The organism is Clostridium manihotivorum (assembly GCF_004015185.1).
In the GTDB taxonomy this organism is placed as follows: domain Bacteria; phylum Bacillota; class Clostridia; order Clostridiales; family Clostridiaceae; genus Clostridium_AR; species Clostridium_AR manihotivorum.
In genome coordinates, this window is the sequence record NZ_CP025746.1 from 3,151,191 (window position 1) to 3,166,560 (window position 15,370).

At 29.6% G+C, this 15,370-nt stretch carries 20 protein-coding genes; 18 read left to right on the plus strand and 2 right to left on the minus strand.

Annotation, left to right across the window (positions count from 1 at the left end):
• The first annotated feature begins 71 nt into the window (after window positions 1-71).
• The 13 genes from C1I91_RS14250 (at window position 72) to C1I91_RS14310 (ending at window position 10,349) form a co-directional block, all read left to right on the plus strand.
• Entirely contained in the window at window positions 72-512 is a 441-nt protein-coding gene (locus tag C1I91_RS14250) for a hypothetical protein (protein WP_205694319.1), read from the plus strand.
• A gap of 66 nt (window positions 513-578) precedes the next feature.
• Entirely contained in the window at window positions 579-2,033 is a 1,455-nt protein-coding gene (locus C1I91_RS14255; RefSeq protein ID WP_128213457.1) for an ATPase, T2SS/T4P/T4SS family, read from the plus strand.
• Between the two features lies 1 nt (window position 2,034).
• Window positions 2,035-2,994, plus strand: coding sequence for a type II secretion system F family protein (locus tag C1I91_RS14260; RefSeq protein ID WP_128213458.1), 960 nt, complete (start codon window positions 2,035-2,037; stop codon window positions 2,992-2,994).
• Between the two features lie 125 nt (window positions 2,995-3,119).
• The gene (locus tag C1I91_RS14265) at window positions 3,120-3,857 is read left to right on the plus strand and encodes a type II secretion system F family protein (protein ID WP_128213459.1); all 738 of its coding nucleotides are present in this window, start codon (window positions 3,120-3,122) and stop codon (window positions 3,855-3,857) included.
• Window positions 3,858-3,905: 48 nt separating this feature from the next.
• Window positions 3,906-4,157, plus strand: a complete 252-nt coding sequence (locus tag C1I91_RS14270) for a hypothetical protein (RefSeq protein WP_128213460.1) — start codon at window positions 3,906-3,908, stop codon at window positions 4,155-4,157.
• 20 nt (window positions 4,158-4,177) lie between these two features.
• Complete coding sequence (locus C1I91_RS14275) at window positions 4,178-4,426, plus strand: hypothetical protein (protein ID WP_021656820.1); 249 nt, start codon at window positions 4,178-4,180, stop codon at window positions 4,424-4,426.
• Window positions 4,427-4,495: 69 nt separating this feature from the next.
• Window positions 4,496-4,897, plus strand: a complete 402-nt coding sequence (locus C1I91_RS14280) for a hypothetical protein (RefSeq protein ID WP_128213461.1) — start codon at window positions 4,496-4,498, stop codon at window positions 4,895-4,897.
• 11 nt (window positions 4,898-4,908) lie between these two features.
• The gene (locus tag C1I91_RS14285; RefSeq protein WP_021656818.1) at window positions 4,909-5,490 is read left to right on the plus strand and encodes a hypothetical protein; all 582 of its coding nucleotides are present in this window, start codon (window positions 4,909-4,911) and stop codon (window positions 5,488-5,490) included.
• Between the two features lie 16 nt (window positions 5,491-5,506).
• Entirely contained in the window at window positions 5,507-6,181 is a 675-nt protein-coding gene (locus C1I91_RS14290; RefSeq protein WP_034571886.1) for a CpaB family protein, read from the plus strand.
• A 30-nt stretch (window positions 6,182-6,211) separates the two neighbouring features.
• The gene (locus C1I91_RS14295) at window positions 6,212-8,797 is read left to right on the plus strand and encodes a hypothetical protein (protein WP_034571884.1); all 2,586 of its coding nucleotides are present in this window, start codon (window positions 6,212-6,214) and stop codon (window positions 8,795-8,797) included.
• A 55-nt stretch (window positions 8,798-8,852) separates the two neighbouring features.
• The gene (locus C1I91_RS14300; protein ID WP_034571882.1) at window positions 8,853-9,134 is read left to right on the plus strand and encodes a hypothetical protein; all 282 of its coding nucleotides are present in this window, start codon (window positions 8,853-8,855) and stop codon (window positions 9,132-9,134) included.
• Window positions 9,135-9,222: 88 nt separating this feature from the next.
• Complete coding sequence (locus C1I91_RS14305) at window positions 9,223-9,837, plus strand: prepilin peptidase (protein ID WP_164880539.1); 615 nt, start codon at window positions 9,223-9,225, stop codon at window positions 9,835-9,837.
• Window positions 9,838-9,950: 113 nt separating this feature from the next.
• Window positions 9,951-10,349 (plus strand): VOC family protein, encoded by a 399-nt coding sequence (locus tag C1I91_RS14310; protein WP_128213462.1) that lies wholly within the window; start codon window positions 9,951-9,953, stop codon window positions 10,347-10,349.
• A gap of 148 nt (window positions 10,350-10,497) precedes the next feature.
• On the opposite strand, the gene C1I91_RS14315 is transcribed toward C1I91_RS14310, so the two are convergent.
• The gene (locus C1I91_RS14315) at window positions 10,498-10,827 is read right to left on the minus strand and encodes a helix-turn-helix domain-containing protein (protein WP_021656812.1); all 330 of its coding nucleotides are present in this window, start codon (window positions 10,825-10,827) and stop codon (window positions 10,498-10,500) included.
• Between the two features lie 195 nt (window positions 10,828-11,022).
• On the opposite strand from C1I91_RS14315, the gene C1I91_RS28570 reads away from it, so the two are divergent.
• The 5 genes from C1I91_RS28570 to C1I91_RS14330 all read left to right on the plus strand — a co-directional run bounded on the left by C1I91_RS28570 (window position 11,023) and on the right by C1I91_RS14330 (window position 14,903).
• Window positions 11,023-11,271: a hypothetical protein gene (locus C1I91_RS28570; RefSeq protein WP_205694264.1), complete on the plus strand. Its 249-nt coding sequence runs from the start codon at window positions 11,023-11,025 to the stop codon at window positions 11,269-11,271.
• 170 nt (window positions 11,272-11,441) lie between these two features.
• Window positions 11,442-12,401 carry a transposase gene (locus C1I91_RS14320; protein ID WP_205694320.1) on the plus strand — a complete coding sequence of 320 codons (960 nt, stop codon included), beginning with the start codon at window positions 11,442-11,444 and terminating at the stop codon, window positions 12,399-12,401.
• A 282-nt stretch (window positions 12,402-12,683) separates the two neighbouring features.
• On the plus strand, window positions 12,684-13,349 hold the full coding sequence (locus C1I91_RS14325; protein ID WP_021656811.1) for a GGDEF domain-containing protein: 666 nt from the start codon (window positions 12,684-12,686) through the stop codon (window positions 13,347-13,349).
• Between the two features lie 93 nt (window positions 13,350-13,442).
• Window positions 13,443-13,823 (plus strand): CBO0543 family protein, encoded by a 381-nt coding sequence (locus C1I91_RS29770; RefSeq protein ID WP_420808474.1) that lies wholly within the window; start codon window positions 13,443-13,445, stop codon window positions 13,821-13,823.
• Window positions 13,824-14,015: 192 nt separating this feature from the next.
• Window positions 14,016-14,903 (plus strand): DnaD domain protein, encoded by an 888-nt coding sequence (locus C1I91_RS14330; RefSeq protein WP_164880540.1) that lies wholly within the window; start codon window positions 14,016-14,018, stop codon window positions 14,901-14,903.
• Between the two features lie 161 nt (window positions 14,904-15,064).
• On the opposite strand, the gene C1I91_RS14335 is transcribed toward C1I91_RS14330, so the two are convergent.
• Window positions 15,065-15,280 (minus strand): helix-turn-helix transcriptional regulator, encoded by a 216-nt coding sequence (locus C1I91_RS14335; RefSeq protein WP_128213464.1) that lies wholly within the window; start codon window positions 15,278-15,280, stop codon window positions 15,065-15,067.
• Window positions 15,281-15,370: the final 90 nt, after the last annotated feature.

Below are 15,370 nucleotides of genomic sequence, written 5' to 3' on the forward strand. Positions count from 1 at the left end.
ATGTTTTTTACTGATAAAGCAATTAAGTGATATAAAGTTTTACATTTATTGGACGATAATATATTAAAAACATGAGAGGATGGGATATTTTGTTAACTTATGAGGAAAGAATTAGAGAATGGGGAACTAGCCTTAAGCATCAAGGATGCAAGGCTATATTTCAAGAGGGATATATAATTACACTTGTTGTGAAAGATGATATATCAAAGATTAGAAAAATTAAGAGTTCTCCCACAATTACGGTAGTTGCTTATATGCCAGAACAAAATAGTATAGGCGTATGTGTTTATGCAAGTAATGATGATATGAGCAATGGATTGTTTGTTCCAATTCTATTAGGCAATAAAATTGAAGAAGAGATGCTTATAAAGATAAGCAATGGATACGGAAAGATTGAATTTTTCTCTGTTAGTGATGATCTTAGTGAAATATATGCTAAAGAAATATTGAGAGAAGAGATGGGACGATTTGCATTGAATAGAGAGTTGAGAACTGCAGGTCTTATTGTTTAGACATCAAGAGAGCCATAAGGCTCTTTTTTTATACGAATTTTTAAGATAAGGAGAATATAAGAAGCTATGAATATATTTTTTCTAATATTAGCTTTAACAGCAATTATCGTACTAATATATTATTTTATAAATAATAAGAGAGATAGGAGGATCAAAGAAGATTTTGTCAATAGTCAAGCTAATAGAAATACACTAGTATGTACTGAAGTGCAAAGTTCAGATACACTTGATGTGGAGGGGCCGACGATTAGTAAGATAAAAGATAAAGGAGAACTAAATAAATTACTAAACGATATGATTCATGAATTTATCATAAAGAAGCCACAGCTTATAAATGCAGTTGAAAGGGGTATTGAAGAAGAAAAAATACTTAGAAAAGAAGTTTACAGCTTCTTAGATAGGAAAGCCTATGGACTAGACCAGAAGGATAAGGACTTTATTCTTAAAAACTTTGAAAGATATATATGGCAATATGGAGAGCTGCAGGAGCTTATAGATAGCGATACTATAAGTGATATTAAAACTATAGATTATGATAATGTTAGAATTAAAGAACAGGGAAAGAGAAAAAAATCAAATGTAGTTTTTCCATCGAGAGAAGCTTTAAAAGAATATATAAATTTTGTTGCAGTTAAAAATGGAGCTATATTAAGTGAAAAGGAAGCTATGCAAACTGTGACAGATAAGAATTCTTCAGATAAATTTATTCTGAGAATAACTATATCTAGTGAATATGTAAACTCAGTAGAATACCCATATTTGCACATAAGAAAAATTTCTAAATTTAAAGATGATTTACCTAAGCTAAAAGCAAAAGAAATGTTTGATGACAAAATAGAAAGATACTTGAATGAAGGTATGAGCAGCAATTTAACCTTTTTCCTATGTGGTAAAGGTGCAGTAGGTAAAACCACTTTGCTCAATGCCTTAATAGATGAAATACCTTTTAATAAATCAGGTCTGGTTATTCAAGAAGCTGAAGAGCTTTATAGTTTAAAGCATCCAGACTTAATGCTGCAAAAGGTTAAATATGCAAAGGGAGAGTCAAAGATACAATATACTCTTGCCGATTTATCGGTAAAAGGGCTTTTAACTGACTTAGACTATTTTGTTATAGGTGAGATAAAAGGAGAAGAAGCCTGGGATATGATAAATGCTATCTTTACTGGACATACAGCTTTAAGCTCAGTACATGCCAGTGGTGCAAAAGAGGCTGTCGAAAAACTAATACACTATATAAGGTATTCTCCAAAAGCAGCAGATTTAAAAACAGAAGACTTGCTTAAAATGTTAACTGGCATTGATGCAATCATATTTATTGATGATTTTAAAATATTTGAAATAACTGAAATAAAAGGATTTAATGAAGAAACTAAAAGCCTTATATTTAATCCTGTTTTTAAATATAGTATAAGCAATGATAAGGGTGAATTTATACAGCTAAATGAAAGTTGTCAGAAGATTAAAAACAAAATTGCATATAGCAAATTTAAGAGAAATCAATTCAAGGAAGTGATTTAGTTTGAATGTAACATACATTGTATATGCAGCAATGGCTATATTTTTAGCTGTATTTTCTTATTTCTTTATTTCAATAATTATTGAAGTTAGGGAAAAGAAGTATTTAAATAAAATTCTTGATGATGTGAGTAAAGTATACAATGAAAGGCAGAAGGTAAGGGAAGCTAAATTTCTTTATGAAGGTTCAACAAGTGATAAAAAAATTATAGATAAAATAGATGAGCTTGTTGAAAGATCAAGGATAAAAACTATAATTCCCTTTATAACAAGTGAATTATTAATTGCAGGTATATTAGTGTTAGCTTTTGTATCTGCTTTTTTAGTTAACAAATATTTTGGTTTTTGGCTGTATACTGTTGCAGCCTTCGCTTCAGTAATATTTATTGTAGTCTTCACTTTAAAATACATGGAAAAGAGAACTTTTAATAAAATTGATAAGCAACTATTAGTTTATATAAATACACTTAAAAACTTATGCAGCTCTAATAACGACATAGTAGTTATTATTGAAAAATCAATAGATTATGTTGAAGAGCCTATAAAGGAATATCTTGAACAATTTGTTTTTGAATGTAGAAAAGGAATTCCAGTGTACAAAGCCTTTAGAAATCTTGAAGATAAGGTTGAGAATAAAAGATTTAAGCAGCTAATTAAGAACTTGGCAATCTGTTCTAAGCATGAAGCCAATTATGAGAAGATAATAAAAAAATCTAAAGTAATTCTAAAGCATTATTTTGAGGAAAAAGAAAGAAGAACTAAAGCTGTTAATAGTGGAAGGTCAATAATAGTCATAACACTTTTTATGGGACTTTTCACTTTAAATATTCTACAGTCTTTTTCAGGCAATTTATTAGATACTCTTAAAACTACGTTAGTAGGTAATGTGCTATTAGGATATTTCTTAATAGTGTTAATATATGCTACCTATAAATTTATAACCTTAGATAATTTAAACTACTAGAAAATCACGGGGAGGGGGTGATTTAAATTATTGTATCAGTATTAAATATTGCTATTTTCCTTTTAATTTTGGTATCAACATATTTATACTTTAAAAACTACACACCTAAAAAAGTGAAGGGAGATATGCAAGAAGAAAAAAACAGCTATAAAAGGTTTAATAATTATCTAAGGAAAAATGAGGAGGGATATTTTTCATACAAAAGAATAGAAAAATACTTTAAAAAATTAGGGAATCCGCTTGAGCTGACTCCCTTTGGATATATAATAGGAAAACTATTAATTTCAGTTATATTATTTATAGCTTTTCTTATTAGCAATGATTATATTCTAGCAGTTATTTTTGCTGTGTTTGGTTACTTTATATTAGATATCATTCTAAAGATGAAAGATAAACAAGATATGAAAGTGATTAAGCTAGAGCTTGGAGATGTTTATGATCTATTAAACATACAAACTTCTGCAGGAGTTTTCATAGGAAATGCTTTAACAGAGTGCTACTTAGTAGCTTCAAATAAAAGATTTAAAATGAAACTTGCAGAGCTATCAGCGGAAATAAACATGACTAAAAATATAGAGAAGGCTTTAGATAATTTTCAAAGTAATTTTAATTCGCCAGAGATAGATAACTTTGTTATAACCATAAAGCAAAGTCTTATAACTGGACAGACAGAAGAAGCATTAGAAGATATATCAGATTCGCTAAAAGAAAGAAATCTGATAGCAATACAGGAAGATACTAAAAAAGTAAATAGTACAGCAAATATTATTCAGCTCCTGATGTATATGGGTATTATGACAACAATACTCTACATTACAGGAGCTGAACTTATTAAAAGTTGGACAGGAATATTTATAAAATAATCTAAACAATAAAAATAAGATATTGAAGAAAAAGGAGATAAAAAGTTAATGAATAGATTAGTATTAAACACATCAATCAATATGCAGCAAGGAGCAAATAAATTTAGAAATAAGCTTAATAATTTTATTACAAAGAAAAAGAAGGGCGATGACAAGCTTATAGTTGCTTTAGTTCTTGCAGCTCTTGGTGTTGGTCTATGTATTTATTTTAGAAACAACATTTACGATATAATGACAAGTACTGTTGCTACGTTAAAAACTCAGATTCAAAACTTAATTGCTGGAACTGTAAAAGCTTAAGAATATTAGGAGAAAAGGTAATGAGAGAATTAATAATAAATACAGAAGTAAAGGTTGTAGAAAAAATAGGTAATATAAAGCTCAAAGCAAATAACATTTTTACAAGAAAAAAACAAGGAGACGATAAACTTATTGTAGCTCTAGTATTAGCAGCCCTTGGTGTAGGTTTATGCATATACTTTAGAAATGGCATTTATGACATTATGACTGATACTGTTAGTACGCTAAAGACACAGATAAATAGCCTGCTTGCTGGAACAGTAAAATAATAAATATTTAGTAGTGATTAAAATACGGAGAAAGTTAAATTTTTCCGTATTTTTTATAAAGGTGGTAATGTGAAAAAGAAAAAAGGTGAGATTGATCAATATGTAATTATTGTGTTAGGAATACTATCCTTCTTTATAATAACAATAGCTTCACTTAACTACGTAGGTTCCACAGATAAATATATAACTGCTAATCAAATAGCGAGAAAATATGTATTAAAGATTGAAAGTAAGGGATATTTAACTCCTGAAAACGCAGCTAAATTAAGAAGTGAACTAACAAATCAAGGTTTCTCTAATATAGATTTAACTGGAACTACCATGTCAGAAGTAAAAAATGGAGAAGATGTTTTTTTATTTATAAACTATGACCAACCGATTAGAAACATAGATATAGAAAACTTTAATGTCAAATTTGTAAATGAAGTTCAAAGAGTTCAAATATCACGTTCTTCAACAGCAAAGAATTAGAGGAAGGTGGTATGTTGAAAAAGAAAAAGGGTAATTTGGTTATACAGATTTCTGCTATTTTTCTATTCTATATTTTGTTTATTGTATGCATGTTTGCATTTACAAAATATAAGATAAGTGCAGAAAGTGAGATAGTAAGTGATGCCTTAGTTTCATCAAATCTTGCAGCTCTTACGACCCAAAATTTAGACATAGATTTATTATCTCAAGATCCTAATAAAAAAATTGTTATTGTAAAAGACCCTAATGAAGCTTTAAAGACTTTCCAAAGACATTTAAAGTATAATCTTGGACTAGATGAAAACTATGCGCCTAAAAATTCTATTAGCTCTATAAAAGGTAAAGTAGATATAAAAAAATTTACTATATATAATGTGCAGGGAAATGATGTTGCAGTATATGAATTAAATTTTACTACACTAAATTTTGCAGTTAAAAATTATCCAAGTGGTAAAGGCAATATATATACTCCTAAAGGTACTAAGGTTGAAGCAAGTACAGTTCACTCACAAATAGGATTTACATTAGAAACTATATTTAAAGATAGTATGCATGTTGAGTTCTCTGAGGATACAGATATATTGAAAGAATAAGAAGGAGGAAGATAGCTTGAAAAAAAAGGTTTCCTTAATGTTTTTAAGCCTACTTATGGCTGCTATTATTTTTGCAGTAGTAATTACGTTGCAAAATAAAATTGCAAATCCAAATGGTAAGACAGAAGTTTATTACTCTCAGCAGTATATAAGCAAAAATACAATAATTAATAAAGACAACTTCGATAAGTACTTTATTAAAAGGGAAGTAAGCAAAGATAACTTAGTTGAAGATTCTATAACAAATAAGGAAGAGTTACTGGAAATATATACGGCAGAAAATATTCTAAAAGGTGAACAGATTTCAAGAAAAAGAATAGATAAGAATTCAAATAGATTAAAAGACATACCAAACAAGGTGGAGTATTCAATAAAATTTTCAGATATAAGTGAAGTTGCAGGAGGAACTTTAAGAGAAGGTGATGTAATAGACCTTATACTTACAGAAAATCAAGATAACAAAGTAATTACCCAGACGGAACTTAAAAATGTTATTATCAGCAAAGCAATTGCTGCAGATGGGAGCTTAATAAACAGAGATAGTAAAGCAGCTGCTAGTGCATTAAATTTATATCTAAGTGCAGTTGATGCACATAAATTAGATAATGCAGTTGAAAGAGGTAAGATAAAAGCACTAAAAAAGCTAGATAGTTCAACTTATGATAATATCTCCATTGAAAACTATAAATAAAAATTCAAATAGTAGATGGGGGATATTGAAATGAGATTAAGAAAGAAAATTATCCTATCAGTCCTTGCTATAACTATATTGTTTACAGTTATTCCAGTAATAAATGTCTATGCTGCGCCAGTAGAAAGCTCCTATCCTTCAGACGCAGATTATTATTATCATACAGGATATTTCTATTGGTTTGGAAAGAATAGGAGTAATTATGAAACAGGTGAATCATGGTATGCTGCTAAACCTCGAAAGCCTAACACCTTCTATAATGATACTTGGGGAGATATTCAATATGATGGCTACTATGAGAATAATGGATATTCTACCTTTGGATTTACTTCTTATGATGCTGTTTGGGCTGATGGGTCTGGAAAAGCACCGAGTTGGAATAGCACATATGGGCGTTATGAGAAAAGAGTTATAGCTTACTATAGGAGGTCTAAAACTTCACCATATTTTGTAGGAGCAAGTGTTAGTGGAGCACAATATGTTGATGGCTCAGACTATTGGATTAAGCCAGGTACTACTTTAAATGTAAATATACATGGCAGGCAGGACTTTGAAGGATACGCTCAGCAACTAGATGATTATGTTTACTATAACTATATAAGGCTAACAGGAAATGGTCAGGATATAAGGGCAGCAGCACAGTTTAATGGAGCATTAAATTATTTTTCACCAAATACTAATGAAATTAATATTGGACTTCCTAGTGTGTGGAGAGAGAATGGAAACAGAGATTTATATACTACCTTTAGCGTAAGAGCTAGCCAAGATTCTAGGGATTTTAATGTAGAAGCTTATCATTACTCAGCTAATGGTAAATATGGACCAGGCGGCAGCTATGTCTCAACTGGTATGACAATTAAAACAGATGGAATAGCACCTACATTAGCAGCTAATCCTGCAAGTAGTGGCTGGACTAATAATTTATCTGTTACAATAAATGCAAGTGATTCAAGATCAGGAGTAAACACTTTATATTACGCTTGGTCTAATTCAAATTTTAGTGCTCCTACAGCTTGGAATAGTATTAATTCATCAACAGTAAATACAACTCAAAATAGCGAAGGAACTTGGTATTTATGGTATTATGCTACTGATAATGTAGGAAACAAATCTAATCCAGTTTGCTCAGGCCCCTACAGAGTTGATAAGAAAGCTCCTACATCAACAGGATTAACAATAACCAACGGCTCAGATATTAATAAATATGTTATTACTGCTAAAAATGTAACTGATAACTTAAGTGGAGTAAATGATGGAACAATAAGAGTAGCAGTATGGAAAGATGGAGAAGCCTATAGAAATTGGTACACTATGAATAGAAAATCAGGTACTAATGATTTTACTGTAACTGTTGATTTAAATACTTCTAATCATATTGGAAAATACGGAACCTTTGATGCTCATGTATATGGTGCAGATAACGCAGAAAATGATGGGTTTTTAACAGGTACTAGCTTTAATAGGATTATGCCCAATCCAATGGCAGGAAGGTTAACAGTTTATGAATATGATTATAAGGAAAGCGATAGTATTTACTGGGTTAAACCTAATAGTACTATAGGGATATATACAGATGGTTATTTTCCTTCAAGCTATGGAATATATCCTAGCAGAACATATCTTTTATTCGCAAAGGATGATGCAATGACAGGTAATTCAGCCAGACAATATGGTGATATTAATGGGAGCTATATTAATGGCAGTGAATACAACACTTATTTTACTTTAAATAATAGTCAAGAAAGGGCTCAGCAGTTTCAGTACTCAGGAAATAACTATTCAGGAATTAGGCATCACATGAAGGTAAAATTAAATGGCACAGCTTTTAAATTAATGTATGCCAATACCTATTTAAGTGGAGGAACTGAATATTATGATAGATATTATGATTCAGGAATATGGCTAAAAACAGATGGTATAGCCCCAGGATTTACTGATACTTCTAATAAAATATTAGATAGCAAAATAAGCACAATAATAAATTTAGATGATAATCTTAATATTAGTGCAAGAGTAGATTATTTAAAGGACATAGGTTCTGGAATAAATTCTGTATATGCCAAACTTTATCCCTCAGGCAGAGAAGCTGAAGCAAAGATGTTACAGCTTAATTTACTAAATGGAAGCTATGTTTTACCTAACACTAATGTTAATAGTCTTTTTGGTAGCGAAGATATAAACATAGATATTTATACAAGGGATAATGTAGGAAATACAGGCAAAATAAAAACTCAAAGATTTGATTTATTTACTTTAAATGCTCAGATAGTGCCATACAATGCTCCAAGCTTTGCAGGCATACCTACACTTCAAAAGGGACAAAAAGCTATACTTAGGATATATACAACAGGGTTTTTAGATAAGCTGCAGATAACCTTTCCTAATGAGCTAGTTGCTTTAGATAGTACATTAAATAGAACTATAAATATAGAACCTAAAGGCTCTTTAACTACTGAAATGGTATTTAATGTGCCACTTTATGCAGAAGAAAAAAATAACTTTGCAGTTAATATTAAAGCCTTTAAAAATTCAATTGGTGTGGTTGAGAACAATGCAAAGTTCAATGTAATAAGTAATATCTTAAAAGGAATAAGAACAAGAACCAAATATAACTGATTTACTATTTAGTCTAATATGATATAATATTAATCAATAGGTGGTGAAAGTGCAAATGGAAAATGAAAAGCTGTTTGAACTAATGGAGAAGATGTATTCTGATTTTAAAGGCAGCCAAGAAAAGTTATTTTCAGAGCTTCAAGAAATAAAAAAAGATGTTAAGGACAATAGTGAAAAAATAGGTAGTGTAGAAAAAACTGTTCTTCGTATGGAACAAAATCATGGAAAGAAGCTTGAAGCATTATTTGATGGATATAAGCAAAATACTGAGAAGCTTAATAATATTGAGAAGGAAGTATCAAAGCACGAAGAAGTTATTTTAAGAAGAGTAAGATAATTAAATATAAAGTAATTTAGGGAGTGTATGAACGGTGATTTATATGCTTCTTTTATTTTATATCCAGTATAGTAAGAAAGGATGGACAATGTTAAAATTAATATCAATGTCACTGATTTCTTTATTCTTTATCTATAATTCTTTTAGGGTTATTGAATTTATTAATTCAAAGGATAATACAAAGATAATTGATAAAAGAGCTAATAGAGCCATTATAAGCATTTTATTCAGTCTATTTATAGGATTCTTATATATAAAGTATGGTTTATCAATAATATTTATAAAGTATTTTTTATTAATGGTCTATTTAACTGTTACAGGATATATAGATCACTACTCCAAAAATGTATATACATTTATATCCTTTGCTTTTTTAGCAATTGGAGTTGTTTTTATGGGGGCTGATTTATATTATGGAGCTAGTTTAACAACTTATGTTATTATTATTTCAAGCATTTTAGTGATGTGTTTGAATATAGCTATCTTAGGTTTTATGGGATGGGGAGATGCGGAAGTATTTATCATTACAGCTCTATATATTGGAAGTTTTATAAGTTTAATTAACATATTTGTAGCTTTTTCTTTAGCAGGAATAGTAGCATCATATAGGCTAATAACTAGAAAGGTAAAAACAGGCGATAGAGGTGCTCTATGTCCTTATATAGCAGTATCCACCAGCATACTTTTATTTATTTCACAATAAAAAGCTTAGGTAATGTCTACAAGATTAATTATAATATTGTTTGATGTTATAGTTTTAAGGTGTAAAATAAAGTTAGCTATATTTTAATCTTATTTTTAAAACGAGGTAATTTTATGAGCATATCAAAAGATAAAATGATGTATATAATCTATGTTAATAACCAAGGAAAGAGCAAATTATTTTATGAAAAATTGTTAGGATATAAACCAATACTAGATGTTCAGGGAATGACAGAATTTCAGCTTTCAGATAGTGTTATATTAGGTATAATGCCAGAGGAAGGGATTATGAGAATACTTGAAAATAAAATACCTAATCCAGCACATGCAAATGGAGTGCCCAGAAGTGAACTATATTTATTCGTTGATAATCCAGATGAATATTATTCTAGATTAGTAAAAGCTGGTGGAACAGGAATTAGTAAAACTGAACTTAGAAATTGGGGAGATTATGTAGCTTATGGTTCTGATATTGACGGGAATATTTTAGCGTTTGCAAAGGATAAGTACTAAAGCATTATTCTTTAATGAGCAAAGTAAAAAAGAGTTACATGACTTATACAAGATACTAAAAAGTAAAGAACGTATCAAACAAACTTATAACACTATGTTCTTACTAAATGTGGGAAAAAGCCTTTCGTGCAAAACGTCAGGCTTATTTTTACTTTGTCTTTAAACGGTATAAAGTCTCTAAAAAATCTAACACAGCTTTTAGGTTTTCAGTAGATAAATCATTTGCTCTATCTATTAAGAGAGAATATTTACTTTCACTACTAGTTTGTAAGCCTTTAAATATATCTTCTATTGGTATTTCAAAAGCAGTTGCAATTTTATCTAAGCTTTCTACGGTTGCACTTGCTTGTCCTCGCTCGATTTCACCCATAAATGAACGAGCTATTCCGGCTCTATTTGCTAAATCCTCTTGGCTCCATCCGTATTCTTTTCGTAAGCTTTTTATTCTTTCACCTAGTAATTTTGATATATTACTCATTTGCTCACCCCTATTTGAAAATACAGTGTATTATAAAATCAATCAACGCGGTATAGAGGGTGAACTGCTTAATAAATGTACTCCAGCATTAAGGAGTAAATATATTTCGAGTTAAAAACACCCAAAAATGTAATAAAATATGGTATAATATAATAAGGGAAAGTGCCTAATTTACTACGTTTGCGGGGATGAAATATGGATAAAATGACAAGAAAACAAAAGAGAAAAAAAGAGAATGAAATAAATTATTTCGGAGAATTTTCGAAAATTAAAAACCACTTTTTTAAAGATCTAAATAAAAAATTAGCAATTGTAAAAGACAAAAGAAATCAGAATTATGTTACTTATACACCAGAAATAATACTATTTACGGTAATAATGAAAAATGTTTCAGGCATAGTAAGCATGAACAAAATGACAAAGATTTTAATAATGACGCCGTAATAGAAAATATTAAAATACGTCATTAGGATATGATTCTTTAGAAGAAATACCACATTATGATACAATTAATAACTTTCTAAAAGAGTTAGAAGTAAGTGAATTAGAAAAAATTAGAGACTACATGATAAGAGAACTTTTCAGAAAAAAGATCATTAGAGAAATATAGATTGATGGATAAATACTGGTGTATTGCCATTGATGGTTCACAACTATATTCTTTTAACGAAAGGCATTGTGATCACTGTTTAAAAAAAGAATATAAAAATAAAGAAACTGGAGAAGTAGAAAAAACTGTATACTATCATACGGTTTTAGAAGCAAAGTTAGTCTTAGGAGATATGGTATTTAGTATATTAACTGAATTTGTTGAAAATGAGGACGAGAGCGTCAGCAAACAGGATTGTGAAATAAAAGCTAAAAGGCTAATGAAAAAATTAAAATACAAGTTTAGAAAGCTAAATATCTGTCTTCTAGGGGATAGTCTTTATGCTTGTGAACCGATTTATGAATTATGTGATGAGTATAATTGGGAATTTATCTTTAGATTTAAAGAAGGAAGAGCCAAAACTCTCTGGGAAGAAATTCAGGTTATAAAAAGCTTTGAAAACAACGAAATTACTTCTACATTGGCTTTTGAAAAACAAGAGTTTAGTTGGGATGCAACTTATATTAATGAAGTCTCATATAAACATAGATTTATTAATACCGTAGATTTTACTGAGACAATTTTTAAGAAATCTAAAGATAAAGACAGCCGTGAAAAAACGACCAAAAACTTTGTTTTTGTTACGAATATACAGATTACCAAAAGAAATGCGTTCAAAATTGTATCTGCTGGTAGAAGTAGGTGGAAAATTGAAAATGAAGGCTTTAATAACCAGAAGAATATAAGATATGACATAGAGCATGCTTGTTGTTTAAATTATCAAGCTATGAAAAACCACTATTTATTAATACAGATATCAGACATATTAAGACAACTGTTAGAAAAAGGTAGCGTAGCAATAAGAGAATTAAAAGTTGGTATAAAAGAAATATCTTCAAGAATATTAGAATCTTTTCGACGAGAACCTCTAATATCTGAAGATATATCACGATTAAATCAACATATAAAAATACGCGACCTATAACAATATAATTTTAACAAAGGTGATGATAAAAAGAAAGACTATGGAACAAAAAAATAGAAAAAATTTTATTGGTTGCAAAGCAACCTAAGATATTATTTTTAAAATTATCGGAATAAAGATATTTTCTTAATTTTCTGAAAAAGAAAAAATCAATTTAAGAAGATTTTCTAAACATAAATTAATTTAATCGTTGATACTGATGTACTCTATAGAGGTTGACTATTATTGATAAAATTAATATACTTAAATAATAGGTAGAAATAGGTATATAGGTGGGGGATTATGAAGAAAGCATGTATTTATAAGTCTGCTCATGTTGTTTTAGCAGCTACAGGATTTTGTTTTGGTGTAAGTATATTTTTTATTCACCAGTACATTCGATTAAAACTAGTAATGCTGTTTTGGGGATTTGTTATAATTACCCTAACAAGCACAGGGCTGCTATTAGGTGTTTTGATTAAGCAATTATACCAATATTCAAATAAGGACCCACTTACGGGGCTAAATAATAGACGTTACTTTTACGATACGCTTTCATATGAAATAGAAAAACTCAAGAAATATAAAAATCATTTGTCGCTTGCAATAATAGACATTGATAACTTTAAAAATATTAACGACACATATGGTCATATAGAAGGAGATAGAGTATTACAAGAGCTTTCAAATATTTTAAGGAAAAGTGTAAGAGAATACGATACTGTTGCACGCTGGGGAGGAGAGGAATTTGCGATTATTCTGCCTCGAACGGATAATGATGGTGCCTTTGCCTTAGGCGAACGAATAAGAAAAATTGTTGAGGCATATGCTTTTGGTTGTAATGTCACAATTTCTATTGGCATTGCTTCTATTAAAGATTCAATTGAAATTGAAAAATTTATAATATTAGCAGACGAGACCTTATATAAGGCGAAAAAGAAAAAGAATAGAGTTGAGAGTAGGTGTTAACTTATACCAATTACAGTAGTTTTCCTAATTATATCTACAATAACATTGAATGGACTTGCAATTTTAATCCCTAAAAAATTAACTAGAACGGAAGTGTATATCTCTAGCATCTTTGTTCTGTTACTTCAGGTAATAGTTGATATCATTTTTGACTTAGAATTCAATTTGTATGGGTACTTCAAGGAAGGAATAGATTTGGTAGCTTTTGTAACTTTTCTTGCCTTGTATCCTGCATTTAGTGTCTGTTATTTGAACTATTTTCCGTTTAATAAACCACTTGTAAGAAAGGTAGTTTATATTTTAACTACATCTATATTTTGTATTGTATATGAATATTTATCGATCAAGTCAGGATACTTTTATCATAATAAATGGAATTTATGGTATTCTGCTGTATCATACCCAGCATTATTAGGGTTCATGGCTTGGCATTTATCAACAATAAGATGGATTATTAATAAGGATTATAAATAAATTTCGATGATAGTAGGAGATAAATTTTTTATTTATCATCTTAGTGTTAAATCACTACATTGATACTTTATTAATTGATAAGAGCTATAGGGCTCTTTTTTTAATGCTTTAATTATGAAATATGTAACAGCATCACTACAGTGCTCGTATCTTAATATCGATTTTACAACATATTTTAAAGGAGGGTTTTTCATGTCGCAAACTATGATTAGAGTTGATAAGAAAACAAATTTTGTAGTGCTTAATAAAGATGCCCTTCAAGATGCTAATTTAAGCTGGAAAGCAAAGGGACTTTTAGTTTATCTATTGAGTCTTCCGGACAACTGGCAGATATATATTGAAGAGCTTTCAGCACATGCCAAAGATGGAGTTGACAGCACTGCATCAGCAATAAAGGAATTAATGAAAAATGGATATATAACAAGAGAAAGAATTAGAAATGAAAAAGGACAACTCAAGAACTATATTTATACAGTACATGAAGTACCTATAATCATTGAAAATACTAACGAGGAGCCTAAAAGGGAAATTCCAGTTTTGGAAGAGCCTAAACAGGAAAATCCAAGACAGGAGAAACCTATCTTGGAAAAACGGCAGCTACTAAATAATAATAAACTAAATAATAATTTAAATATAAAAGAAGAAGAAACCACCCAAGGGGTGGAGATAGACAAAGAGATTATTAAAGTCTATAGAGAATGTATTTCTAAGAACATAAGTGAAATAGAGCTTAAAGAATTAGCAGAGCTTCAAGATATTTTTGGAATAGAAATATTAAATAAGGCTATAGAAGTAGCTGTAATGAAAAATGCTAAGAATCTAGCATACATACAAGCAAGTCTTAAAGACTGGAGCGAAAAAGGATTTAAAACCCTAGATGAAGTTGAAGTCTATCTTGCTAAGTGGAAGGTATTAAATATAAAGTCTAAAGAAAATAGAGAAAAGGAAGTTAAGAGAAAGGCAGAGAATAAAGATTATGGAACTAGGATAAGTACCTTTAATAACTTTGAGCAAAGAACTTATGATTACGATAAATTAGAGAAACAGCTTCTAGGCTGGGAGCAGTATGAAGATAGTTGATAATTGACAGATAAGTAATTTAGGGGTAGGTGGTTTTATTAGTGAAGTTTCAAAGAAATACTTTAAGTCTAGTAAATAAGCTTTATAAGATAGAATAGGGAAGCTATGAGAAGTGGATTATGCTCATAGTTTCCCTATTCTATCTTAAAGGTAAAAAATTACTAGATTTGTTCACCATCGTTAAATATAAAAAATCCTTCAAACCTGCAGCCAAGAACCTTTGCTATTTCTTGAAGTTCTTTCTCAGAAAAATTATCACGAGAAAGCTTATTGGATAAGTTTTGGTTTGAAGTATTTGTTAAAGCTGCTAGTTCAGATATAGTCATATTTTTACGTTTTATCAAAATACGAATTTTTTCACTCATTGTTAAAGGCATTTTTCTCACCACCCTCAATAAACAATATACACTTTTAAGTGTATTATATCAATAAAAACAAAAAAATTAAACAAATTAATGTATTACTAC